Raw genomic sequence first — 25,741 nt, 5'->3', positions numbered from 1 at the left:
CGAATTGCAGGTTAAAAGTCAGAAATCTGTCGTTAGAGACTTGGGTTAATCGAAAGAAGCTTAGTGATTCAGATTTTTAAAAATTATCTCTAAATGGGCATTTCTATAACAAAACAAGCTCCACCCAAACATGACTTTTTTACGTAAATGCTCCCTGAATGTAATTCTACAATATTTTTTACTATTGCAAGTCCAAGGCCTACACCTCCTTTTTTTTCACTCCGACTCTTATCTAACTGCGCAAAAGGTTCAAACACTCTATCTTGGTCTTTTTCTTCAATGCCCATACCGTCGTCTTCGATTATAATTTTTGCGGCAGTATTTTCGGCTAAGCAGCTTATCAAAATTTTTCTGTTAGCATATCGCTTTGCATTAAGCACTAAATTAGATACAGCTCGTGCCATAAGATGTGGATCTATGTTTATCCTCTCTAGCAGAAAGTTATATTGAATCGTTAGTTCATCATCAACCAAACAGTGCTCAACAACAGACGTTAACCAATCATGAACATTAATGTTTTGATAAACAACTTGATTTTCGAGATTCTCAAACTTTTTATAACTTAAAAGTTCTTCGGTTAAATTACTGAGCTCCTCAACATCTTTTTGCATGGCATCAATAGAGTGTGGTTCAGAGCTTGAGTTCTTTTGCAATTCTAAAGCAAACTTTAAACGAGCTAACGGTGTTTTGAGTTCATGAGAAATAGCGCCAATCAAAGATTTCTGCTCGTCTAGTAAATATTGAATTTTTTCGACCATTTTATTAAAGCTATCAGCTATGTGCTTGATGGGCGATGACGCTGGTAAATCAACTCGATGATTAAAACGACCTTTAGTAATATGATTAGATGTATTTTCTAATAACCTGAGATCTCTTGATAAAGGATATAGCCAAATAATGACAGGCAAGCTAAGTAAAATATAGAATAAAAAGGTCCAAAATGGCACATCGTTGGTTACCGTGTCCGTTAAATACAAAATAACGTATTCAGTGTTTTCTATCATTCGAATTAAATACAAGTCGCCATTATTCTCCAATTGAATGATATCGCCAGATTCTACTTTATTAATCAGTGCGTCATCAAAAGAAAAATTTTCCTTTTTTAGTATTTCTATATTGGCAGTTAACTTCATGCTAGCGAACTTGCTCAAATCTGATAATGCTAAGCTAGGATTGGTAATTAACAACTGTTCGACGTATAAAAAGCTAGCCAAATACCGCTTTGTATGAGCATCCGTTTGTTGTTTTGGTAGAGAGTCTGCAATAAAATCTAATGCAAATCCTATTATCGCTATACAAAGTACTAAGAATAAGTAAAAACGAAAAAAAAGTCGACGTATTAACATAACTTACTCAACCCAGGCATCCGGCACAAATAAATAGCCTTTACCCCAAATAGTTTTAAGTCGAAAAGGGTTTTCTGTATTATCGTTAAGTTTTTTTCTTAGCTTAGAAATTCGAACATCAACAGTTCTGTCCATGCCGTCATACTCTAATCCTCTAGTTTGATGAAATATTTCCTCTCGGCTAACAATCTTTCCTGCATTAGAGGCCAATATCCAGAGAAGTTGAAATTCTCTTGTTGTTAAAGGTATCTCGACATCATTCAATACGACCTTGTGCGAATGTTCCTTTATTTCTAATCCGCCAAAGATCAAAGTATCATTTGGACTATTATCGAGAATAGAGTGTTCGGTATTTCTTCTCAAAAGAGCCCTAATTCGAGCGAGCAAAACATTGGGTTCAATAGGCTTAATAACATAGTCGTCAGCACCGACTTCAAGGCCAATAATTTGATCAAAGTCACTCTTTTTAGCTGTTAACATTAGAATAGGACCGCAAAAATAACCTCTAATTTTTTTGCATACTTCTATACCGTCTGCTCCTGGTAACATTAAGTCCAATATAACGAGATCAAAAGATTTAGATGGTAAAGAGTCAATAGCTTGCCGACCATTATTTATAATGCTTACATCATATTCATGTTGAGTTAAGAAGGTTTTTGTCAAATCCGCTAACCTATCATCATCTTCGACAATAACAATCCGTTTTGCATTGCTTTCCACTAATAAATACTCCAGGGGTGACGTTTTCTACTTCTTTTTCTTTTCTTAAAGTGCTTAAATACTTTGAGAGTATTTTCAGCGATAATGGTTGTATCTTCTAGTAATTGAAAATTAATTGTATTTTTTGTTTCAACTAAAAGCTCGAAATTACCATTGGTTTTATTAATCCAACAACGCAGCTCTTTTTTCTCGCTCCCTTTATACAAACAAGGTGATATTTCATTTTTACTCATCCAATTAATAACTAGGTTATCTCGGCAAGATTGCCTACTGCTCGATAATACACATAGTTTGGGTTGTATAGTTAAAATGACATCGTCAATTTTAACTATTGATTGCGGGCTTTTATTTTTTTCAGACAATAGTGGGCTACTCTTCAAAATTATAAAGAGTAAGACAAAATATGAAATAGATATTGATTTAAACAAAATTAATAATTATTGATTGAGTTTCACATGACTCTAGTTGCTATTTTTCAATCAAACTACGATGCTCATTTAGTTGAATTTCTGATAAAAGCCCAGAAAAAAAGTATCAATGGAATTGTCTTTCACTATAGGGCTGCTTTTTATATTTGAGTCCAAAAGCTCTTTTTCTAATAAACTAATAACATACCAATTTTTTGATAATTGATAGCTCAGTTTTATTCTTATTTGTTGGTTAAAAGATTCATCGGCAAAGTAGAACGGTCGAAGTACACTTTGATCGTTAGGATCCACAACTACCTCATTACTATTGACGCCGTAAAAATAGTTGGTCCAGTTTTTTGATTTAAAAATAAGTGCAATACCAGGCTCTAACTTCCAGTCGTTCAGCTTTAATGTATAGTTGTATCCTAACCATAGCTCTTGTCCCTTATGCTTTTGAGATATATCAGTCAGGAGCTGTAGCTGAAAATCGCCTAATTCGCTGTCGACTAGTAATTCAAATCCGCCGTCAACGGTGGTGTCGCGCTTGGGAGGATCAATCATGACTTGATGATAACTGTCGGAACTTCCTGGCGGTTCGTTAGGATCGGATGCAATATTAAGTTCCATTCGATTTAAATAGGTAAAATAATGACGCTCACTATTTAATCCGGCTAAAACATTTAATTCCCAACTTTTTCCTTCGGTTAGATAGTAACCTAAGTCGCCATTGTCAAAAAAGAAATTATCATTGTCGTAAGTCAAGTGGATAATAATCGGGATTCGATCATCCTTAGAGCCAACTAATGGATTAGTGCGTTCTCCAAACCCATAGGCAACACCGAATTGCCACGACGAATCCTCAATTACCTGCATTTGTTCGGAGGCGTTAGATAATTCGAGATATAAAAATATAAAAATTAAAAGATATCGTTTCACTGAAATTTAAGTCTGTCTACGTAAATATTAATCATCTCAGATATTTCCGGTAGACACCTGATGATTTTCGTTTTGATTTGTTAAAAAGTGTAAAGGTTTGAGTTAAATAATTAAACAATTAACTACATTTTTATAGCCAATTCACCACAGATTTAAACAGTCGCTCTCTATAAGATATTAAGTCTCTAATAAATCGGGATAAAGATAATATGAAAACACTAGGTGGATTGACAATATTAATTGGAGCCGCGCTATTAACTGGCTGTATAGATAAAGATAATGATTCTCTAAGGAAGGTTAAACAGCAAAATGCTAAAGCGGAACCATTGAAATTAGTTTCATCAGAAGCGGAGTATGGGCGATATATTCGCAATGGATTGCTTTCTTCCGCTTATAATGGTCCTTTGGTGGAAATTGCTCACGATTCTGAGGGAGCCTATTCTGAAACCAATTTGCAGGTTGCCGGTGTCGATGAACTCGACTCGGTAAAATATGACGGCGACTACTTATATCTAGCGAAAAATCCAGACCGTTTTATTCATTGGGAAGATGCACACTCTGATGACCATGAACCTCAAGACGAAGATTTTGCTAAAATTAGAGTGATGAAAACATTTCATAACCCTGCCAAGACTGAGCAGGTTGGTGAACATCTTTTATCAGAAGCCGGTATTGATATTAATGGTTTTTACATCAGTGAATTCAATGATAATGCTTTCTTAACTGTATTAACGTCAGATGATGAAAGTTATTGGATTCAAAATTATTGGAAAAATCCATGGGTTTGGGGTAAAGGGCGAACGGGACTGCATCTTCTAAGGGCAAACCAGCCTTCACAACTGGACGAAATATTTAAAATAGAAATTGAAGGTCATTTTCTTGATAGTCGAAGAATCGAGAACAATGTTTATCTAGTGACTCGATATACGCCTGAAGTAGACGGCTTAATTTATTATCCGAAAACATTAGTGGAAAAAAGTACTAACCAACAGTTAGTTGATAAAATGTCTATTAATGACTTAATTCCACAATTAGTTGTTAATGGCGGTGCTGCTAAACCCTTATTTGATACCGAGGATTGTTACATTCCTCAATCGACTAAAAGCGATGAAGGTAATGCAAGCATAGTGACAATTACACGCGTTGATTTAATCACGCAGGAAATTCAATCGTCCTGTATGGGTGGCAATACCGATGGAATTTATGTGTCGCAAACAGGTATTTATCATTATGCGTCAGATGGTGAAAACACTGGGTTTCATAAGTTTTCGATTACAAATAATGACATCCAGTACCTCGATACAGGATTAGTTGCAGGCGATCTTGGTTTGCAAAACTTCTCATTCCGTTTAGATGAGTTTGAAGATTCATTTAGAGTGTTGTCGACTAAAAGAGTATGGAATGAAAACCAAACGGGATGGGACTTTGAACATCAGTTAACCATACTATCAAATCCAACGGTAAGCGGAGAGACATTTAACGTTTTAGGTGTTCTACCCAATGATGATAATCCATCGGCAATTGGCAAGCCAGGTGAAGATATCTACGGCGTTCGTTATTCAGGAAATAGAGCTTTTGCAATCACCTTTGAAAGAGTGGATCCCCTCTATGTCTTTGACTTATCAGACGATAATGATCCCAAAATACAGGGTGAACTAGAAGTTGATGGATTTTCACAACAGCTACATATTTTGAATGAAGATTTCATTTTAGGGGTAGGTCACGAAGCGGATTCTGAATTTGGCATCCCTTTAGGCGTTAAAGTTGAGCTTTTTGACGTGAGCAACTTGAACAGTCCTCAATCGGTGGGAAAAGAGGTGATTGGACAGCGCGGTAGTTCTACCAGTGCTTCACATGATCACCATGCTTTTAGTTTACTCAATATGGGCAATGGTAACATCCGTCTTGCATTGCCTATTGCGCGTAATGATTCTTTACCGGAAGACATTGATGAGAATAATCCTTTCCAGCGGTACTATTTTACTGACTTTGGATTGTTTCTATTTAATATCAACACTGGTGAGAATGCTTTTTTACAAAAACATGGAGAAGTTATAACAGCGAAGGCAGAAGATGGGAGCAATTATTTATATAGCGATCGCCCGAGATCGGTCTTGCATGGTGATTCAGTCTTTTTTACTGACAATGCTCAAGTTTGGTCAACCGAGTGGAATAATTTAGATTTAGTTGAAGGTCCGCAGTAGTTGTCTTTTTAAAATTAGATCAACCTGCCTTTGCCGCTTGTTATGCAAGCGGCTTTTTTAATTTTACAAGAATCGAAAATTTAAGCTAAGTTGCTGCTTTATTTTTCTGTAATAAATTGCCTATCTCATCGGAGAAGGGATTTTATGCTCCGTTATGCTGAGATAGCTTGATTTTTAATTTCATGAATCAGCTGATCAGAATACATTTGGGTATTAATCGGTTTTTTATTAATGTGAATATTAGATAACTGCGTATTCTTCAAAAGAAACTTCGGTGTTATTCCCAGGTGATGTTTGAAATTACGGTAGAAGTGAGATGAATCTGAAAAACCACAATTTACTGCGGCACTGGTTAGGTTTTCTCCTTGCGCAATTCGCACACAGGTTGCGGAAAGCAGGTGCCATAAGCGGTATCGTCTCAAAGGAATACCGACTTTGGCTTTGAATAACGCCATTAAACGATTCTCTGACATGTTAATGGTGTCAGCAATCAAAGGAATCTTAAGCGGCTGGCTTGAGCTTAATTTGACTAAGTCTATAACCATATTGACTCTTTGATCCGTTTGAGCTTGCACAGATGAGGTATAATGCTCGTTAATTGCTTCATTGACCCGTTTAAATACATTGACGGGTGAAATGACTTTATCATCAATGTCTTTAATAAGATCATCCCAGCTTTGCGTTGATATCATTTCAAAAAACGTCGTTCCAACTTGGTCTTGCATTGAACGTTTTAGTAAGTTGTATTCAATTTGGTAAGGATCTAGAAATAAATTTAGTACTCGACCTGAATGTTCTAGCACATGAATGCGTTGATTGACTGGAAAGATAAAGGTATTTGATTCTATCGGCTCTTGGTGGCCATCGAGTAAAATCTTTGCTGGTGCATCTAAGAAGTAAAGGAAAGCAGATGCGCCGGGCTGACAACTCAAGTTATCAGGCAGAGAACCTATGTAGAGTGAGCGGTCTGACCAAAGGTATAAATGAGATGTCATGAAAGTTCCTTGTTCCTCGATTTCCATTGATGGGGAATATACCGCATTGCGATGCCTCTAGGTAATGTAAATTGTTCACAAAATAACACTTTGCCTAATTTTTCATGGCTCTAATCATGCGCTGAAAGCAGTGTAATCCAAATCTTGAGTCATCAATCAGTAAACTTACTTTTAAAAAGCAATATAAAACAATGAGTTATGATTAATCTTTCTGTTCTGTTGAAATCAGCTTGTATTTTCTGATGCTGCCTTTAAGTTCTGTGCTTTTTATCAAATAGTTGAAATTAAAGAATTTGACTTCAAGGACTAAGCACTTCAGGAGTGCTAGAGCACTCCTGAATGTGTGGGAAAGCTTAGTCCCAGCGATTAAAAATCATGTGAATTGTATTATCTGCGTCAGTAACATAGATAAAGTAACCACCACCAGTCGCACCAACTGAGCAAATTGCTGGTTTGTTAGGTCGAGAAATACAAGTCATTTCATGAGCTGGAATATCCATTGTTGCATATTCGCAACTGGAAACGTTTTCTGAAATGTTTTTAACAAGGTCGCGGTTACTTCGAGCGAGTACATAGCGGAAGTCAGAAAAATTGACAAAGGCGGAGGCATTTAAGCTGTGTGCCTGGCTATCGTAAATAGGCGCTAAAAGATCGGTGTAGCACAACTCTGGTTGAGGCAACCATAAACTTTCAAAATCGTTTGCTGAATTAATTTCAGGAAAATCGGTGTAGTCGTTACTGTATTCGGTAAGAATGACATTGGTTGAGTCAACATAATCTTTTACAACAATAAATTCTCCAGCATCGCTTGGTACTGTGCATACTTCACTTCCGCTGAACTTGTAGCATTGAACCGTTTCCCGATTCATTGGTTGTGTAAAGCCTTGGCAAGATGAATCTTCCGCTGAAAACTTTTGAGTAACTTCTTGAATAGCTCGAATAGCATAGTCACGTTTGTCGCTGTATTCATAGTAAAAATCAGAATAGATATTATAAACCTTGCTGTCTTTGGTATTTGATTGAGACATGTCGGCGAGGCAGCGTGAAACAGTAGGCACGTGAAAGTCTGCAGCTAATGTAATTTGAGCTGTTAAAGATAATATCAAGATAGTTAATAGTTTATTCATTCATAATCTCCTTTTTTTGGGGGGCGCGGATATTAGATGAATTAAGGGACTCTGGAAAGAGTGAATATTACCTTTTGATTTGGCATGGTTTATAAAAAAGAATGAATAAAAGAATGTTTTATACTTGTCTAAGCAGACAAGAAAATTTTGTAAATTATAAAATCTTATTTATGAAACAAATGTGACACTTTTGTTTCATAAAAGCGTTTGCAAATCTTGCGAGCGCACAAAGAAAATTACTCATATTTTTCTACTGCTGTTCGATTCTTAAAGAGTTCTAAATTTTTCAATCAAACTGAAAATGATATCTAATTAACTCAATTATTTTAAAAGCGCTACTTTTAAAACTTGCCTCTGCAAAAATCCCCAAAAAAGTTAATCTGATGTTATGTACCCGCTTTCGCAAGTTGTATATTGGGGTGTATTACCCAGAATAGGTGTGCCTGTATTTGCTCAATCGTTCGGAATGAATTTCATCGAAATAGAATTAACACAGTGTCGAATGTTTTTTTCTGTTAATCCTTCACCTTTAAAAACATGTCCTAAATGCCCGCCGCAATTTGCACATAATATTTCCGTGCGGCGACCATCGGCATCGATTTCTCTTTTTACTGCATTTGGAATTTCATCATCGAAACTTGGCCAGCCGCAAGAGGACTGAAACTTATGCTCTGAACGATAGAGAGGAGCATCGCATTGTTTACAGACATATAAGCCTTCCGCAAAAAAGCTATCATACTCTCCTGAAAAAGGTCTCTCAGTGCCTTTATCCCGGATAACGTACTTTTCTTCTTCGGTTAGAACATTATATTGATCCGACATTATTAGCCTCTCAAAAAGTTAGAGTATTAGTAAATAATTCTATAACTGATAGTGGAAGATGTTAATTTTTAATTTCAAATTAAAGAGCATTCGATTATTTCAAATAGATATACTTTCCAATTTCACATGGTTTTCCTTTTTTATACATTCGGTTCTGTTATGTGATTTTTAAGCTATTGAATTTATATCCCATAAGACGGATAGGTGATTCGAATAAAGTATATTTTTCAACAAGCTACGATCAAATCGTCCGGGTAAATTTGGGAAAAATTTAAAAGCTTGCCAGTAATTACCTGTGTTTTAGCTATGTTTTTCGAAGATAGAGCGATAAGTTTTAATCATCACCAATTAGTCGGTGACTCTTTTGCGCAAAAGATAAATAAGGACCTCGAGTGTTAATCATTTTGAGGTCGAAATCAGTGTTCAGCAGTGAAATGCGAATAGAGAATATGGAGACATTCTATGTGCAATAAATATTTAAAACTTGTGGCTCTTACTTTGGGAGCCAGTGTGACCGCTTTATCTGGACTTCATGCCAATGAGTTAAATCGTGAAGTCAACTTAAGTGGAAATACACTACAGGAAAAAAACTACCCTGTTTACTTGGATGAAAGATGGTCAGCTCCTTCGACGCAGATTTCTTACCAAAAAAATGGAAAAAATATTCCTTTTGAGAACTGGATGTCAGAGATTCGTACTAATGGCGAGCAATCTTTTTCTAGTGTTCAAGTGTATTTGAGTGGTAGCGAAAGAGCTATAGAAGCCGAATCACGGTTAACCCTAACTGAAAAAGGTGTTTTATTACCCAAGTTGAACCACGTTCTGCAAAGAGAGTTAAAAGAGTGGACAGTTTGTGCTGAAAAAGAGCGTGAGTTTATTGAAGTTTGTGTTTCTTCGACATTAATACCTAATCGCTATATGGTTAAATTTAGTGATCAGCGGATGTCGCCGAAAGAAATTGATTTTATGGCATCCGAAATAGCTAAATTGCATGATGCGCAAGTTCATCATGTATATGATATGGCATTCAAAGGATTCAGTGGCGTAATGTCAAAAGAGTCAGCAGAAAAGTTAATGGAGCATCAGTTAGTTGAGTATGTTGAACGGGACAGTTTTGTTGAAATGTATACCATTCAAAATCCAGCACCTTCCTGGGGACTTGATCGCATTGATGAGCGGCCACTGACTCTTGACTCTCGTTGGACCTATTTATCAGACGGCACTGGTGTGAATGCGTATATTATTGATTCTGGTGTTGATGGTGGTCATTCCGACTTTTCGGGCAGAATTGGGGGCGGAGCAAGTTTTGTGGCTGGCGCTTTTAATGCTGATTGTAATGGGCACGGTACCCACGTTGCTGGCACAGTTGCTGGGACACAATTTGGTGTCGCAAAAAATGCAACCGTCTTTCCTGTGCGTGTATTCGGGTGTAATGGTGGAACGACGAGTGCGACGATTGTTGCTGCGGTAAATTGGGTGACCGCCAATGGTTCTGCGCCAGCAGTTGTTAATATGAGTTTGGGTGGCTCATCTTCGGGAGCAATCAATGCTGCTGTTAATGATTCTATTAATGCTGGCTTTTCTTATGTTGTTGCAGCAGGAAATAGTAATGCTAACGCTTGTTCTTTTTCTCCAGCAAATGTCAACAATGCAATAACGGTTGGGGCGACAGAAAACGATGACGATCGCGCTTCGTATTCAAACTTTGGATCTTGCGTTGATTTATTTGCTCCTGGTTCGGATATTGTTTCTGCGCGGACAGGAACGACGAGTGGCTCTGATATCATGTCAGGAACATCTATGGCTGCGCCACACGTAGCAGGAATCGCTGCACTGTATTTGCAAAATAATCCTTTTGCAACTCCGGCTACTGTTATGAGTAATATACTTTCTGACGCGACAACTGGACAGTTAAGTTCCATTGGCTCTGGTTCACCTAATTTATTGGCTTACTGGAGAGAAGCTTGCCATCAACCTGTTGCTTATCACGATGGATCTCAAATAACACCTTGGTTTGATTCGGCTAATTGTTTTGTCATGCCAGTACCTAATGGTGCGAGTAATCCGTTTGTTTACAGTGGTAACTACTATATTGATGCGGCGTTTACATCTTGTCCTCTTGGTAATTATGATGGTGCTAACTGTTATGTCATGCCAAAGCCAGCGGGCGGTTTTATTTACGATAATAATTTTTATACCACTTACGATGCGTGTTCAATTGGAGCGAATGATTCGGCGAATTGTTATATTGCTTCAGCGCCTGCCGGAACATCTGCATTTATTTATGCTAACAATTTTTACACCACGCCTTTGTCGGGCAACGTTTGCCCGATTGGTTGGTTTGATGGCGCTAATTGTTATGTAATGCCAAAGCCAGCAGGTGGTTTTATTTACGATAATAATTTTTATACCACTTACGATGCGTGTTCAATTGGAACGAATGATTCGGCGAATTGTTATATTGCTTCAGCTCCCGCTGGGACGACAGCATTTATCTACGATGGGAATTTTTATACTACTCCTGACTCCGCGGCTCCGAGTTGTATTGATGGTACCTACGATGGTGCACACTGCTATATTGGTACTGCTCCGACTGGTTCAACGCCGTTTGTTTGGGGAGGTAACTTCTACTACGCTGATTAGTTAATCGATTTGTTCTTAACTTTGTAAAGTGCCAAAATTATTTTTGGCACTTTCTTATATTACAAAGTAGTGACCACATATTTTCAAATAGTCAGCTGCTGCGAATATATAACACACCTTAACTCCCTTATACTTTGTCTATGTTAAATTTAACTTTGTTAGGTTATGAAAAATTTAGAGATATTTAGTGAGTCAGACTTTATTCGAATGGATTTTCAAGGAAAATTCAATCTCGAGGAGACGCTTTCAAGTTTAAATCGACTTATAAAAGGCGTTGGCAATGTCGAGCTCTACGATATATTGTTTGATCTAACTCGAACAAAATGTCAGTTAACAGAACTCGACATTTATCACATAGCTGAGTTTATGTCGGAAAATGCATCTTTATTCAAAGGACGAGTCGCGATATTGCTTGACTGTGACCTGGCCATTGATAAATCCAGGTTTTTAAAGTTTTGTATTAGCGAACCTGAAATTCGAGTCCGCATTTTTTTTGATAACCAAGCTGCAAAGAATTGGTTTGATTCGCCGCCCACTCTTGTCTAAACCGACTTTTAAATCCTTTTGTTTTTAAACCCCAAATCATAAATTAAGAGCATTAAAAAAGAGAGTCGGAAACTCTCTTTTTTAATGACGCCCAGAAGTAACGTTTTGAACTAAGTTTCTTCTTTGGAGGAAAAGAAGTTATCTAAAATACTATTTAAGTTATTCTTAAAAGCATTCAACTGTTTCTGCTCTACCGAAGGCTCATCGCCTTCAGAGTCATTGCTTAATTGAGAGTCAATCAGGTTTAAGCCATCGGCAATATCATTGATCAGCTTACGAGGTTCTAAAAATGACTCAGCTTCTTTGACTAACTTATCGACTCGACTGAATAAATCTCCAATATTAGGAACGGGTGGTTGTTCCGGTAGTTCGCTATTAGACTGATATGCAGTAATAGCACTAACGCGCGTCGTTTGTTTTAAGTCTAAATCCAAACTAGATAATTCGCTGGCATCAAAATTAATTTGTGTTGCAGCATTGAAAGCTTGGTCCAGACGACCGCTATAAAAGTCGTTGGCGATACTATCTACATCGGATAGTAAATTGTTGATCGCTTGCAGTTCGTCTTCATCCAGTTCTCCTTGTACATTCAATTCAAATTGACCAGAAAACGAAAATTGACGATCTAGCTGCAAAGACTCTTGGCCGTCACTATTTTGGTAAGAGGTAGACTCACTGGCGTTCAGTGAGCGTCGAATATCAATTGAAACTTTATCGCCATCTTGAGTCACGAGATCAAGAGAAAAACTTCGGTTTTGCGAATACTCTGTTGAAGAATCAATGCGGGAAATTGAGTTGCCGGAAGAGGGTTCGTTGATTGCGTTTCTCAGAGCTTCTATTCCATCGGTAACACGCTGGTAAGTATCAGAAATTTCGTCCGATAACTTGTCAGACATTAATCCCATCCCTTCGATAATATTCTTTGCTTCAGCAAACCCCTTCTCAAATCCTTTTTGGGCTTCATTCAGTGATTGATTAAGTTTCTCTGTCGAAGCTCCATTCGCTTTATCGGCGGCTAATCGTTGCTGGATGAAATCTAGGATATTGCCAGCTGCTTGTTCAGAGGTAATCTTTTCAACCGGTTTGAATTGTGCAAAGCGGTTGTCTTGATTGGGCGTTTTAATTTGCTCCGGTCCCTGAGCCAATTTTTGATAAGCCTTTTGTAAAACAGAGTTGAAGATATCAAAGTCGTTACCAGAACGAATACTCGGATTTACATTGGGGCCCAACACAGACGTAGGAGAATTGTTGCCACGATTTCTTAACGTGCTACCGAAATCGTTCGGGTTCTGAGTTCCTGACGTTGGAGTAAAAAAATTAATGGGTTTGAACATCAGTGTTCTTCCAAAAAGTTTATCGCGATTATGTAATAAATCGGCTGAGAATTAGCGGACTTTAAGTTTAAATCGACTTTATGGGTAAAGTTCTCGAATCGAGGTAATTCGTACTGCTTATAGTGTTTAATCAAATAAAAATAGATGCTCTTATAGCCAAGTTTTAGGAGGCGATTGTTGTCCATTTGATGACTTAACGAATGATTGGAAATTCGCCTTCTTGCATAAACGAGTTTTTGGAAAATTCGAGAGATTGATGATTTACGGCATTGTGAAATACGATTCTTTTTTGCTGAGTTAAGCACTGCCAGCTTTCTAATTTCATAGGACTTCGAGAGCGAATGACGGAATGATGGAAAGCTGCACCGTTGATACCTCCTTCTTGCCGGGCAGATTCAAAGCTGAACAGAAGAACCCCTGAGTCTCGCATATCTGAGCCGATCTGTTGTGTAACTGTATAGCTTAGAACCGAGCGTAATTCAGTGCGATAATCCGAGAATGGTTGCTTGTGCAACTGAATGCCAAAGTCCGATTGCGTGTTTACGTAGAACGATGAATGATAGGATTGAATATTATGCTTTGTGAGCGACTCACTGTTTTCCATGTCACAGAGAAATCGAAATCGATAATAGGCAACTTCTGCAAGAGCGCATTCTACTGTTTGGGAGCCATAAAAAAGGCTGGGTTCCCAAACGCTGCCAAATCGAGAGCCATATTTTAATGGTGGGTATCGAAATGGTGTTTTTATGAGATAGTGGCGGTCGGAGAGTTCTTTGTCTTGTTTGGGCTTGGACTCTTCAATCAATTGTTCCAAAATATTTTGTTCGTCTTTTGTCTCTGTTATCAGGGTGGTTGCTACTTGCTCCTGACTTTCTACCACTCGGTATAATTTCATAGTGAGAGGGACAATACTATGACTGCCTTTGACTGCTTGCCAAAGCTTTGAATCGTTCATGACTTTCCGGTTTATTATCGTTATGTATGGAAAAGGAGGGTTAAATTTTCCCGCGCATGGCGTCAATATACTGCACTGTAAGGGTAAGTCCTGTGACGGTCTTCATTATATCTATAGGGCGACCGTCTAATGCTTTGTTATTTTGAAATAACCATTCCCGCATGGCAGCTTGATTGCCCCCTAAAATAGCAAAGAGTCCTCGATAGACTCGTATCAGGAGCAGGGCGAGTTCCCCTGTTTTACTGCCAGGTTCAATAGTGGGATTTTTCTTAAGTCGTGAAATAGATGTCCTATCGCGCCCGATAATGTGTCCTAAGACCTCTGCCGGTAACCCAAGAAAATCAGCCGCGGAAAACAATGCTTTTCCCAGAACTTCTGCGGGCTCTGGCTGAATGTGTTGACTTGCGCTCATATTGAACTCCGTTGTGTATATGCTACATTATAGTTAAATATGATGCATTTGCAACATTCTTGAAGCGAGTGACGTATTTATCACGGATCACAGTGAACTAGGACTTTATCGTGTTAGTTAAGATCGCAAGGGAGCGCTGGGGAGTGATACGATAATTTTCAGAAATAATAAAAGAAACAGGGTGGTAGCCAATCATGAAAGTCAGTTTACTCATTGAAGAACGAGAGATAGATGCTGTTGTTCCAGTGCTTTTACAGCTCAGACCGCAGTACAATCACGAAACATTAAAATCTCAAATAATCAAACAACTTAAAAATGGCTATCAGGTGGCGTATCTAACCAGTGATGATAGTGTCATTTGTGTTGCCGGATTTTATGTCAGCGAAAGTTTGGCATGGAAAAAACACGTTTATGTTGATGACTTGGTAACATCGGAAAATAGTCGTTCTCTTGGAGCAGGGCGAGCAATGATAGACTGGCTCAAGCAGTTCGCGAAAAAAGCAGGGTGTGAGCAGCTTCATTTAGATTCGGGTGTACAGCGATTTGCTGCTCACCGATTTTATTTAAGAGAGGGATTTGATATTACAAGTCATCATTTTGCTCTCTGTCAGTTATAACATAAGTAATATTTTTCGGTGGTTACTTGTTTTGCATTGGTTGCTGAAGTTACTACCCTTTGTTGTCATTGGGTAAGTAGGCATTTTCAATCGACTATACTCCAGTTATGTTTTGCTAGTGGGCTATTTGACATGAGGTGTTTTTTAGTAGTTGCTGTTAGCTTAGTATTGATGCCAGGAACCTTGCTAAGCTCGAATGAGCCGGCAGTAACAAAGGCTGACCAAATCATTATTTGGAATCGCATAAAAGAAGGGAATGAAGCAACCCATCAACTACTTTTGGTAGCTCTCAAATTATCAAAGTCACAATTTGGTGATTATGTCATCCGTTATACGGATAGAATGGAACAAGGGCGTGTTGTTCGAGAATTGAAAAATAATGAACGTGTGCATGTTGCGTTATTTGCACCTGATATTTCTCGAGAAGTTGATTTAAAGGCAATTAAAATTCCTGTAACAAAGGGGCTTTTGGGGCACCGAGTTTGTCTGATTAAAAAGGGAAATGAGCATCGTTTTGATGATGTTTATTCACTTGAGGATTGGAGAAAAAGAAATTTAACAATAGGGCAAGGACTTCACTGGCCCGATACTCGTGTTCTTAAACATAATGGAATTTCCGTCGTTACTAATTCACTCTACCTTCCGCTTTTTAATATGCTTGAAAAAGGACGTTTTGATTGTTTTTCTCGAAGTGTTAATGAAGTGCTTGATGAGTACAAAAAGCATGGTAGTGACAACATAGTAATCGAACCAAGGTTGCTATTGGTTTATAAGTTGCCGATGTATTTCTTTGTTAGTCAGCAGAATAATAAGCTAGCTCAAAGAATTTTCTTCGGTTTGAAGAAAGCAAAAGAAAATGGAGAATATGATAAAATATTTAACCACTATTACGTAAAGGATTTGGAGCCGCTCAATTTAGAGAGTCGAGTTCGAATAAATCTTGAAAATCCATTTTTAACGGATGAAACACTAGAGCTGCTCGATTTACCAGAAAATAAAACGCCCGAATAAAAATGTATTTTTGATAATATTATATATTTCTTAATATTAACGGTATTTTTCAAACTGCATTTAATTTATCTTCATTTATTCTGTTAATTGAATAGCGATCTCTACCGGCATTTTTCGCTTCATAGAGTGCAGCATCCGCTCTATCTAATGCATACTCAACTGACTCTGTTTGAGCATTCATTTGATACAGTCCTATGCTAACCGTCATATGAATTCCTTTTTGCTGTAAACTTTCATTTTTAGGCATCGCTTGAATAAGTCGCCGTGTTAATTGTTCGGCTTCACTTTCTGTTGTTTCGGGAAGTAATATCGCAAACTCTTCACCTCCTAACCTGCCGAGAATATCGGTAGTGCGTAGAGTACTCAAACACGTTTGTGCACAAATGATTAATGCTTCGTCGCCAACTTTATGACCATGTTCGTCATTGATTTTCTTAAATAAGTCGATGTCTAGCATCATAATACACATAGGTCTATTGTAACGTCGGCAGCGTTCCAAGTTTTTGTCCGCAAGCTCCATAAAATAACGACGATTATTCACTTTAGTTAATGAATCTAAAGTGGCTTGGAGTTTGAGTTTTTTATTAGCTTCTTGTAGTTCCTTTGTCCTTTCAGCAACTTTTTGCTCGAGCTCTTCATTCAAATTCTTTAGTGCAACTTCAGCATCATTCCTTAGAGTATTGGTCGTATTTAAAACATCAATTAGCATACCGATTTCTGTATTCTTATGAATTTTCGGTACTCGAATATTTTGTTGTTCCCTGGGTCTGCTGAATATATTTTGTAGAATATGCACTATACGGTTGAGGTGTTGAGTAATGTATAAGTGAGTAACAAAATAGATAACCAAAAATACGAGGAAAGTGCGTATTAACCCACTTGTTAGCATACTGATAGTATTCGCGTAGTAAGGTTGAAGAGCTATATCCCAGCTAAAAAAGATAATTAAGTCACCTAGTTCAGAGTCATATTGTTGGGTTTGTAGAGTTGATTTTCGGCTTTCAATAACTCGTCCCAGTAACCAATGAGTTATAGCTTCGGTGCCTGTTTTTGTTTGTGGGGTCGATTCTAGATTAACGCTAACGAACTCTTGATTCAGTTCATCGTAAATTGTCGCTTTTAGTAAATAGTTATAGGCTTTTAATCCATCAAGAATTTGTTGTGCATTGATGGTGTTCATATCGTAAATGGCTTGCGCTGCTGGACCTTTTGTGGAATCGAATATTCGCTCGATATCTTGTTGAAGAACATTATGCTGGCGTGAAAAATCTTGATAGGAATTGTAAGCAAATTGAAGCAAGGCAATCAACAAAGCCGCGATCGCATAGATAACTGCCAGACGAGACGAAATAGATTTCATAATTTGTATTCACTACCTGCTATTTTAAAGCTTAGACGAAGACTGAACTTTTGCTCAAATTGAGATTAAATTGATGTGGAAAAGTAGGGAGGATTACTTTTAGTTATTAATAAATTTAAAGAGATTGGTTTTAGGAACCGAATAGCATAATAATATTTTTCTATTTAGAAGTGCCCTGATTAAATAGCTATGTAAGTTGCCCGCTTCTAAATTAAGGCGGGCAACAGGTACTTTTGCTAAAAGGTGTATAGCCCAATGCAAAATCCGAGTTGCCTCTTTTAAAATTTAGTGTCTTTTGACCATTGGTTGGCCAAGCAGCGTTGGCGCTTCATTTTTTATACTTTCGTCCCAAGAGTAGGAACCTTTAGGTAGCAATAAAATAACTGTAGAGCCAAGACGAAAACGTCCAACCTCATCTCCTCTTTTGAGAGTTACATCGCCTTCAGCGTACTGAGTTTCTGATACATCTTTTATGGTCGGTGGCGTTACAATACCTGACCAGGCCATTTCCATACTACCAACGATAGTGGCGCCAACCGCAACATAAGCGAGAGGACCAAAGTCGGTGTCAAACATGGCCACAACTCGCTCATTTCGGGCAAAGAGTCGTGGGACGGTTCTTGCGGTTAACGGGTTAACGCTGAATAGTTTACCGGGCACGTGAATCATTCGCGTCAATTTACCGTCGATTGGCATGTGATAACGGTGATAGTCTTTCGGAGAGAGATAGATGGTTATGAATTCGCCATCTTCAAATTGCTCTGCTAATTTAGCATCGCCTCCTAATAAGTCCTGCACTGTATAGGAGTGACCTTTCGCTTGAATAATATCGCCATTCGTAATTTTCCCAAATTGACTGACAGCACCATCGACTGGGCATGCGAGTGTGTCTGGGTCATCGCAAATGGGGCGAGTTTCTGGACGAATTGCTCGGGTAAAAAAATCATTAAACGATTCATAAGCCGTTAAATCGGGCTCAACGGCTATCGACATATCGACACCATAATGTTTAGCAAAGGTTTTAATAACCCAATTTTTGATCCGGAGATTTTTTTTATCGGCAAGTTTTCCTGCTAACACCGACAGTCCATGTTGCGGTATTAAGTATTGGGGGATGGTTTTAAGGTGGTCAAAAACTTTCATGTAATGTTTCTGTGATGCTAAAAGCCGTAAATTCTACCTCAGTCATGCAATTTTAACCATTTTTTTCCAGCAGAACTCGCGAACACACCAAGATATTCTATAGTTAATTCAGCGACTTGAATAATATAAGAAACGCGGGAGATATTAGATGCCACTGTTGATTGGCGCCATCATTGTCATAGTTTCTGTGCTCGGTGGATATGTGCTGTCTCACGGCCAGCTACTGGCATTGTGGCAACCCTTTGAGCTAATCATAATTGGTGGTGCTGCTTTTGGAGCTTTTGTGATTGCTAATCCAGTAAAAGTAACGGCCGATGTTTTTCGTAAATTACCTTCATTATTAACTGGTTCTCCCTACAGTAAGTTTGTTTATCTCGAACTCTTATCAATGATGTTTGATTTGTTTAATGTTATGCGAAAAGAAGGTCTTATCGCTATTGAAGCTCATATTGAGTCTCCTAAAGAAAGTCGAATTTTTAATAAATATCCTTTGCTCCGGAAAAATCATAAAGCGATAGAATTTATCTGCGATTATTTAAGGCTCATGATTATCGGTGATATGACAGCCTATGAATTAGAGAATCTTATGGAAACTGAGTTGGATACTCACCATCACGAAGAAGTCGCACCGAGTATGGCGTTAGGAAAAGTCGCTGATGCACTGCCTGGATTTGGTATTGTTGCCGCTGTCTTGGGTATTGTGATTACTATGCAATCATTGGGTGGCCCGCCAGAAGAAATAGGTGTTCACGTTGCAGCAGCTCTCGTTGGAACTTTTCTCGGAATAATTTTGGCCTATGGATTTGTCGGACCTTTATCTCAAGCATTAGAGTATCGAGCAACTGAAGACAGTAAGTTTTATGAGTGCATTAAAGCTTGCATTATCGCTACCGTTAACGGAACACCACCGCAAGTTGCCATAGAGTTTGGACGCAAAACTTTATATCAGAAAGTTCGACCTTCTTTTGAAGAGCTTGAGCAGCGAATCAGGGGGCGTTAATTGTTATGGATCCTGCGGAGTCCAAACGTCCAATTATTGTTAAGAAAGTTAAAAAAGGACGTCATGACTTTCATGGCGGCAGTTGGAAAGTCGCGTTTGCCGATTTTGCGACCGCAATGATGGCATTTTTTCTGTTGTTGTGGCTAATGGGCAATACTGATCAAGAACAAAAGCAAGCGATTTCTGGATATTTTAATGATCCTGCCGGGACCTCCGCAACTCCTGGCTCCAAAAGTATTCCAATCGGTGAGGGTGGTGCAAACGATGCCATTATCAATCTGAAAGATCCAAAAATTACGGAAGATGACATTGAAGATCTTGCGGAACAGCAAGAGCGCGAACGCTTAAATCAATTACAAACGCAACTGGAAGAGCTTGTTGATACGAGCGATGCATTTGCCGCATTCAAAGAACAAATTATAATTGATATAACGCCAAACGGACTGCGAATTCAAATTGTTGATAAAGATAAGCGTCCAATGTTTGACAGCGGAAGTAGTGAATTAAAGGTATACTCGCGTAGGATTTTATATGGCTTAGCAGATGTGTTAAAAAAAGTACCAAATAAATTAAGTATTACTGGCCATACTGATGCAACGCCATTTGATTTAGGTAATTATGGAAATTGGGAGTTATCGGCTGATCGTGCCAATGCCGCTCGTCGTGCTTTAACTCGAGGTGGGATCCCTGGCGAAAAAATTGCTCGTGTCGAAGGATTTGCTGACTCTGTTTTATTTGATAAGGAGCATCCAACCAGTCCGATCAATCGTCGAATTGCAATTATTGTCTTAAAGCAGAACATTTCGGATGCAATAGAAGAAGCTGCCGGGCAATTTACTGATGAGGATTAACGTTTGAACTATTCTGAAGTACTGAATTTTTGGTTTGATGAAATCGAACCAAAAAGTTGGTGGCAAAAAAGTAATGAATTTGATCGGCTGATTACGGAACGGTTTGGACATGTTCATACGGCAGCAACATTAGGTGAGTTGTATGAGTGGCGAGTGACTCCCAAGGGCAGGCTTGCCGAAATCATTGTGCTCGATCAATTCTCTAGAAACATCTACAGAAACAATGCCAAATCATTTCTTTTCGATACGGTTGCGCTTGTTTTGAGTCAGGAAGCAATAAATTGTGGTGACGATAAAAAGTTAGAAACACATCAACGTTTGTTTCTTTATATGCCTTTTATGCACAGTGAATCAAAAGTGATTCACGAAAAAGCCGTAGAGCTATTTTCTGAACCTGGATTAGAAGGGAATCTGGATTTTGAAATGCGTCATAAAGCAATCATTGATCGTTTTGGTCGATATCCACACCGAAATATTGTTTTAGGAAGAGAGTCGACGGCTGAAGAGGTGGAATTTTTACAAGAGCCCGGTTCTAGTTTCTAAATCTATAAATACCTCGATCAAGTTTTAGAAAATTAATTATTCCAAATAAAAAAGGTGGCTTAGCCACCTTTTTTAATGGACATCTCTATTTTGATTATTTAAATTTTGCTCGGAATGAGAGGCCAAAGTGCCGATCAGCCATGCGCGGGATTTGATAGCGGAAACCATCACCACTGTAAGTCACAGCAAACTTCTCATCAAATAAGTTTTTAGCAACTAAAGAAACTCTCATATTATCGTTATTCATCGAATAGCTAATCATACCATTGAAGATTGAATAGTCTGGTAATAATGCTGCGGGGTTAAAATCGCCGGTATTCGATGGAAGATCGGATTGTTGTTCATCGGTATAGATGTAAGAACCGGCAAATACCCATTTATCCGCACCCATGGGTAACTGATAAGTTCCGGTAAAATTGTATTTTAAATCGGGAGAAAATGGTACATCGAGGCCGGAACGATCACTACACACTTCACCAACTGGGCAGTTAAACTTATCAATTTTCGCATCGGTTATAGCAATGCCGCCGTTTAATCGAAAGTCTTCCGAAATTTGCCACACAAAGTCTGCCTCTACACCAGAGGTTTCAACATCACCAGCGTTAGTTAAGCGAGTAATGGTTGTTCCACCTGAGGTATCAAAGTTATTGGCTTGGAATCCCTCGTAAGTGGTTTGAAATAGTGCAGTCGTTAGTAGAAAACCACCTTTTTGAAGTTTATATCCTAGTTCGATAGCAACTGACTCTTCTGGGCCAATTTCTGCAGTGTCTTTTTCGGCCATGTTATAGAAGACATTGTAGCCAGGGCCTTTATAACCTTGTTGAGCGGTTATGTATACACGGCTGCTCTTATTGATATCAAGCTGATAACCTAACTTGGCAGAAAAATTGGTTTCTTCATTTGCTCCTTGAAAGTTTGTGTTATTAGCCGCATTTCTTACACCAACCCCAAGACGGCCAAAGGGATCATTATTAATTCGGTTGTGGCGAAATTCGACGTCATCAATAGTGTATCGAAGACCAAATAAAATTCGCATTGAGTCGTTTAGGTTGAACTTTCCATCACCGAATAATGCAATGTTATCAAACTCCGTGGCCATATAAGCTGTAGCGTCGACGATGTCATTCGCATTACAGGTTAAACCAGGATTCGCTGCAAGTATGTCATCGTTTTGTCCAGCATTGTTTTGGCAACTGGCAAATCGAGTAAAGTTTCGCTCGGACTTCATGTTCCAGATAAATAAACCGACTTGATAAACAAGCGCTTCATCTTGGGGTGAAGCGATTCGTAACTCTTCCGAAGTTTGGCGCCATTCTTGTGGGCCAATATCGTGAAGCTGGAAAGGTACTCCAAATACGGGTTGATCGGAATCTCCGGCAATGGAAGTAAAGTCACCTTCTCGATACTCCGTATTTTTCCAAACACGGTGAGCAGTTATCGAAGTTAAGTCAAAGTCACCGATCTTTTTATCAATCTGGACGGAGAATGAATTTGATTTTTCGACCGTCCGAGTTTCAAAGTCGTGATCGACAAAACGTTGATCCAAATCGATGTCAGCATTGTTGCCTACTACTCCGTTACTATTTGGTGCCGCTTCTGAAGCTGGATTTCGACCGCTGGGTAGGCCTTCTAAGTCGGCACAACAATCATCATCGGCATTGTAATACTCCATGATGAATTTTGCCGTTGTATCGCTATCAATGTCATAGTCAAGCTTCGCACGAAATGCGGTTCTGTCGTACCCGTTTACTTTTTCATTGTTATAAACGTTTTCAATATAACCACCAAACTGGCCTTTAAGAAGTGAGATACTGGCGCGAGTGTCATCAGTTAGTCCACCAGTAACTCTCATCAACGTTCGATATTCATTGTCTTGATAGACGGTAGAGTCAAAAAGGCCTGAGAATTTTTCTTTAGGACTTTCTGTAATGACGTGCACCACACCGGCTGAAGCGTTCTTTCCGAAAAGCATGCCTTGAGGTCCGCGGAGTAATTCAACTCGCTCAATATTATATAAATCAGCAAAGGCTTGTCCGGAACGCCCTAAAACAACACCATCAACCAATGTTGATACACTGGGTTCTGCTGCGATACTGAATGAGATTGTTCCAATACCTCGAACAGTAACCGCTGAGTTTCGAGTGGTTGTTCCTTTTCGGTAGCTAACTGAGGGCAAATACGCTTGAATGCCCTCGAGATTATAAGTGAAAGAGTTATTGATTTGGTCCTTTTGTAGAACCGTTGTTGCAACGGGAACGTCAATGATTTTTTCTACACGCTTTTGAACCGTTACATCAATATTCAATAAATCTTCTAATGATATGTTTCCGAGATCTTCATCGCTTGCTGATGCAAAAGATGATGACAAAATTAAGCTGGTTGTTACTGCAGCAAGTTTGGTTTTTACAAGTCTTCCCATTGCTTTTCTCCAAGAAATTTTTTTTAGTATCATCATAAACTTAGTTTATTTCTTGAGTTTTGCAAAAGCTTTGTCTATGTCTAATTATTTAAAAGTATTGCGCCATTATTTTGACGCAAATATCTATAAATGAATTAATTCAAATTTCGTTTGAAGTTTTTAGTGAGATCTCTTAGGTAGCTAAATCTCGAAAGGAAATATGCGGTGGCAGAAATCGCTTACTTGAGATCCTTGAGAGCATTTTCAATATCGCTAATTAAATCATTTGAATTTTCACAACCAACACTTAATCGAATAAGTCCCTCTGATACGTTGTCTGTTCCCCAACGTGCTCGTCTTTCGACCATGGTATGCATACCGCCAAAACTGGTTGCTTCGGTTATCAGATTTAATCGGCTCAAAAACAATTCAGCAGATTTTTGAGTTTCTAAATCAAAACTGATAATAAACCCCATCATGTTCATTTGTTGTTGTGCAATTTTAAATGAAGGATCGGTTTTAAGCCCTGGGTAACGCACACTTTTAATAGCGGGATGATCGACTAGTTGTTGGGCTATTTTTTCTGCGTTGGAAACCATTCTTTCTAATCTCATATCCAAACTGGAGAATCCCCTATGAACCAACCAGGTTTCCATCGGACCAGGTATGCTTCCTGAAAGCTTTCGCCACAGTTCTATTTCTTGGAAAATATCGTCATCGTTTGTCGCGATATGTCCAAATAAAACATCGCTGTGTCCATTAAGTGCTTTGGTATCTGAGCAAACAGAAATGTCTGCTCCTAGAGAGAGTGGATTTTGACCTAAAGGTGTCATGGTCGTGTTATCAATGGCCAGCAAACCTCCTGCACGATGAATGTGTTTTGCTAACTGACGAATATCGATGACATCGAGGAGAGGGTTACTGGGTGATTCAATAAAAGTCAGCTTATATTTTGAGAAATCTTGTTCAGGCAAATCACACGTTTTAACGGCATGAATTTCTACGCCAAATTTTTTCAAATAGTTCTCTGTAAAAGCACGAGTCGCATAGTAGCCATCGGCTTGGAGTAAAATCCTATCACCGGATGAGACAAGCGCCATAAAAGTTGCTGCGATGGCAGCCATTCCCGATGGAAATATCAGTACTTTACCGCCTTCAATATCACCTATAGCATTTTCAAGCGCATCCCAGGTTGGATTATGAAATCGTGCATATTGGTGTGAAGCGTTTTCGATGTTGCCTTTCAGGTGAAAAGCGCTGGTGAATATCGGATTACTATTTATCGAAGTACCTTGATTAGAGGTACTGGTTCCTGCGTGTACAACTTTGGTCGATGTTTTTAATTCTTTTTTCATTACTCGCCTTAATGCTCTTCTTTAAAAGGTTGGTTTTCGTTATGATAAACAAAATTAAAAAGAATTCTACCTAAGTTTATGCGCTATACAACTCACTTTAAACCTGACCTTTGTGGCGATTTATGCGTCAAGTTTTAAGTTCTCCCGGAGTTTTTTTCGGTTGTGTAATAGCACTCGTGGCTTTTGCGTTTAACTCTATTCTTTGTCGGTTGGCTTTAGGTGAAGAGTCTATAGATTCAATTAGTTTCACTTCCGTTCGTTTGCTTTCTGGTGCTATCACATTATTTCTTATTACACTTTTAGTCAGCAGAAAAAAAGAGGTAATGTCGAAGTTAGATTTGTCATTCAAATGGAAAAATTTACGAGCTGCTATAGCTTTGTTTAGTTATGCATTATTTTTTTCTTTAGCTTATGTTCAGTTGAATACAGCAACGGGCGCTCTTATTCTTTTTGCAACGGTACAGTTTTGTTTATTGGGTATTCAGTTTTCTAAAGCGGGACAGCTTAGAGCCATTGAAGTTTTTGGTATAACGTTATCTTTAATTGGATTATTAGTGTTGTTGCTTCCTGATGCTACTCGGCCATCTTTCAGTGGTTTGTTATTTATGGTTATTGCAGGTATTGCATGGGCTGCTTTTACTGCTTTTGGCAAGTCAAATAACTCTCCGATTCATACAACAGCAGCAAGTTTTATCTTAAGCATTCCATTTTGTTTTATTATTCAAATCTTTTTTATTAATGATATCTATCTTGAATTCTCTGGACTGTTATTAGCGATTATTTCTGGGGCATTTGCTTCGGGATGTGGGTATGCCATTTGGTATGTGGTTGTTCCGAATATTTCATTGACCTTGGCTGCTGTATGCCAGTTGTCGGTTCCTTTGATTGCTGCCTTTGGTGGTTATTTTTTACTAGACGAATCGATTGGATTCGATTTATTGATATCCGGATTGCTCATTTTAATGGGGATTGCATTAATTAGCTTTTTCCCTGAAAAGCGAGAAGCTTAATAA

General features: G+C 38.5%; 23 protein-coding genes. 9 read left to right on the top strand and 14 right to left on the bottom strand.

Translation table 11 applies throughout. From position 1 onward, the window contains the following. Positions 1–89 precede the first annotated feature (89 nt). The 4 genes from FAX86_RS13565 to FAX86_RS13550 form a co-directional block, all read right to left on the bottom strand. Positions 90–1,346, bottom strand: coding sequence for an ATP-binding protein (locus FAX86_RS13565; RefSeq protein WP_144393950.1), 1,257 nt, complete (start codon positions 1,344–1,346; stop codon positions 90–92). A gap of 3 nt (positions 1,347–1,349) precedes the next feature. Next, the gene (locus tag FAX86_RS13560; protein WP_164503579.1) at positions 1,350–2,066 is read right to left on the bottom strand and encodes a response regulator; all 717 of its coding nucleotides are present in this window, start codon (positions 2,064–2,066) and stop codon (positions 1,350–1,352) included. Further along, the gene (locus tag FAX86_RS13555; RefSeq protein WP_164503578.1) at positions 2,066–2,428 is read right to left on the bottom strand and encodes a DUF3019 domain-containing protein; all 363 of its coding nucleotides are present in this window, start codon (positions 2,426–2,428) and stop codon (positions 2,066–2,068) included. The genes FAX86_RS13560 and FAX86_RS13555 overlap by 1 nt, the downstream gene beginning before the upstream one ends. 135 nt (positions 2,429–2,563) lie before the next feature. Continuing rightward, positions 2,564–3,412 (bottom strand): MipA/OmpV family protein, encoded by an 849-nt coding sequence (locus tag FAX86_RS13550; protein ID WP_205859197.1) that lies wholly within the window; start codon positions 3,410–3,412, stop codon positions 2,564–2,566. A 209-nt stretch (positions 3,413–3,621) separates the two neighbouring features. On the opposite strand from FAX86_RS13550, the gene FAX86_RS13545 reads away from it, so the two are divergent. Next, complete coding sequence (locus FAX86_RS13545; RefSeq protein WP_144393946.1) at positions 3,622–5,616, top strand: beta-propeller domain-containing protein; 1,995 nt, start codon at positions 3,622–3,624, stop codon at positions 5,614–5,616. A 152-nt stretch (positions 5,617–5,768) separates the two neighbouring features. Here FAX86_RS13545 and FAX86_RS13540 read toward each other — a convergent pair whose 3' ends face one another. From FAX86_RS13540 to FAX86_RS13530, 3 genes are all read right to left on the bottom strand, one after another. After that, positions 5,769–6,611 carry a helix-turn-helix transcriptional regulator gene (locus tag FAX86_RS13540; protein ID WP_164503577.1) on the bottom strand — a complete coding sequence of 281 codons (843 nt, stop codon included), beginning with the start codon at positions 6,609–6,611 and terminating at the stop codon, positions 5,769–5,771. A gap of 353 nt (positions 6,612–6,964) precedes the next feature. Beyond that, positions 6,965–7,738 carry a hypothetical protein gene (locus FAX86_RS13535; RefSeq protein WP_144393944.1) on the bottom strand — a complete coding sequence of 258 codons (774 nt, stop codon included), beginning with the start codon at positions 7,736–7,738 and terminating at the stop codon, positions 6,965–6,967. Between the two features lie 453 nt (positions 7,739–8,191). Continuing rightward, the gene (locus FAX86_RS13530) at positions 8,192–8,560 is read right to left on the bottom strand and encodes a methionine-R-sulfoxide reductase (RefSeq protein WP_144393943.1); all 369 of its coding nucleotides are present in this window, start codon (positions 8,558–8,560) and stop codon (positions 8,192–8,194) included. Positions 8,561–9,022: 462 nt separating this feature from the next. Here FAX86_RS13530 and FAX86_RS13525 point away from each other — a divergent pair, with 462 nt between their 5' ends. Further along, positions 9,023–11,203 carry a S8 family peptidase gene (locus FAX86_RS13525; protein ID WP_144393942.1) on the top strand — a complete coding sequence of 727 codons (2,181 nt, stop codon included), beginning with the start codon at positions 9,023–9,025 and terminating at the stop codon, positions 11,201–11,203. Positions 11,204–11,368: 165 nt separating this feature from the next. Beyond that, a complete protein-coding gene (locus FAX86_RS13520) occupies positions 11,369–11,749 on the top strand; it encodes a hypothetical protein (RefSeq protein WP_144393941.1) in 381 nt (126 codons plus the stop codon). Positions 11,750–11,859: 110 nt separating this feature from the next. Here the strand turns inward: FAX86_RS13520 and FAX86_RS13515 are convergent, their stop codons facing one another. From FAX86_RS13515 to FAX86_RS13505, 3 genes are all read right to left on the bottom strand, one after another. Continuing rightward, the gene (locus FAX86_RS13515; protein WP_144393940.1) at positions 11,860–13,083 is read right to left on the bottom strand and encodes a DUF5610 domain-containing protein; all 1,224 of its coding nucleotides are present in this window, start codon (positions 13,081–13,083) and stop codon (positions 11,860–11,862) included. Positions 13,084–13,276: 193 nt separating this feature from the next. Continuing rightward, positions 13,277–14,038: an RES family NAD+ phosphorylase gene (locus FAX86_RS13510; RefSeq protein ID WP_144393939.1), complete on the bottom strand. Its 762-nt coding sequence runs from the start codon at positions 14,036–14,038 to the stop codon at positions 13,277–13,279. A gap of 40 nt (positions 14,039–14,078) precedes the next feature. Beyond that, positions 14,079–14,450 carry an antitoxin Xre/MbcA/ParS toxin-binding domain-containing protein gene (locus FAX86_RS13505; protein ID WP_144393938.1) on the bottom strand — a complete coding sequence of 124 codons (372 nt, stop codon included), beginning with the start codon at positions 14,448–14,450 and terminating at the stop codon, positions 14,079–14,081. Between the two features lie 194 nt (positions 14,451–14,644). On the opposite strand from FAX86_RS13505, the gene FAX86_RS13500 reads away from it, so the two are divergent. Then, the gene (locus FAX86_RS13500; RefSeq protein ID WP_144393937.1) at positions 14,645–15,067 is read left to right on the top strand and encodes a GNAT family N-acetyltransferase; all 423 of its coding nucleotides are present in this window, start codon (positions 14,645–14,647) and stop codon (positions 15,065–15,067) included. Positions 15,068–15,199: 132 nt separating this feature from the next. After that, positions 15,200–16,078 carry a type 2 periplasmic-binding domain-containing protein gene (locus tag FAX86_RS13495; RefSeq protein ID WP_144393936.1) on the top strand — a complete coding sequence of 293 codons (879 nt, stop codon included), beginning with the start codon at positions 15,200–15,202 and terminating at the stop codon, positions 16,076–16,078. A 49-nt stretch (positions 16,079–16,127) separates the two neighbouring features. Here FAX86_RS13495 and FAX86_RS13490 read toward each other — a convergent pair whose 3' ends face one another. Both FAX86_RS13490 and asd read right to left on the bottom strand, forming a co-directional pair. Beyond that, the gene (locus FAX86_RS13490; protein WP_144393935.1) at positions 16,128–17,438 is read right to left on the bottom strand and encodes a GGDEF domain-containing protein; all 1,311 of its coding nucleotides are present in this window, start codon (positions 17,436–17,438) and stop codon (positions 16,128–16,130) included. A gap of 285 nt (positions 17,439–17,723) precedes the next feature. Then, positions 17,724–18,581, bottom strand: a complete 858-nt coding sequence (gene asd, locus FAX86_RS13485; protein ID WP_144393934.1) for an archaetidylserine decarboxylase — start codon at positions 18,579–18,581, stop codon at positions 17,724–17,726. A 148-nt stretch (positions 18,582–18,729) separates the two neighbouring features. Here asd and motA point away from each other — a divergent pair, with 148 nt between their 5' ends. The 3 genes from motA to FAX86_RS13470 are packed head-to-tail and all read left to right on the top strand — an operon-like array spanning position 18,730 to position 20,975. Next, a complete protein-coding gene (motA, locus tag FAX86_RS13480) occupies positions 18,730–19,581 on the top strand; it encodes a flagellar motor stator protein MotA (RefSeq protein WP_144393933.1) in 852 nt (283 codons plus the stop codon). Between the two features lie 5 nt (positions 19,582–19,586). After that, the gene (gene motB / locus FAX86_RS13475; protein WP_144393932.1) at positions 19,587–20,432 is read left to right on the top strand and encodes a flagellar motor protein MotB; all 846 of its coding nucleotides are present in this window, start codon (positions 19,587–19,589) and stop codon (positions 20,430–20,432) included. A 3-nt stretch (positions 20,433–20,435) separates the two neighbouring features. Next, positions 20,436–20,975, top strand: a complete 540-nt coding sequence (locus tag FAX86_RS13470) for a DUF924 family protein (protein ID WP_144393931.1) — start codon at positions 20,436–20,438, stop codon at positions 20,973–20,975. Positions 20,976–21,069: 94 nt separating this feature from the next. On the opposite strand, the gene FAX86_RS13465 is transcribed toward FAX86_RS13470, so the two are convergent. After that, complete coding sequence (locus FAX86_RS13465) at positions 21,070–23,394, bottom strand: TonB-dependent receptor (RefSeq protein ID WP_144393930.1); 2,325 nt, start codon at positions 23,392–23,394, stop codon at positions 21,070–21,072. Positions 23,395–23,612: 218 nt separating this feature from the next. Beyond that, the gene (locus FAX86_RS13460; protein WP_144393929.1) at positions 23,613–24,728 is read right to left on the bottom strand and encodes a cystathionine gamma-lyase; all 1,116 of its coding nucleotides are present in this window, start codon (positions 24,726–24,728) and stop codon (positions 23,613–23,615) included. A gap of 122 nt (positions 24,729–24,850) precedes the next feature. Between FAX86_RS13460 and FAX86_RS13455 the strand changes: the two genes are divergently transcribed. Further along, positions 24,851–25,738: a DMT family transporter gene (locus FAX86_RS13455; protein WP_144393928.1), complete on the top strand. Its 888-nt coding sequence runs from the start codon at positions 24,851–24,853 to the stop codon at positions 25,736–25,738. Positions 25,739–25,741: the final 3 nt, after the last annotated feature.

Source organism: Pleionea sediminis, assembly GCF_007570825.1.
Lineage (GTDB): Bacteria > Pseudomonadota > Gammaproteobacteria > Enterobacterales > Kangiellaceae > Pleionea > Pleionea sediminis.
Note: the sequence above shows the minus strand (reverse complement) of the source record. Positions and strands in the feature narration are given on the sequence as shown.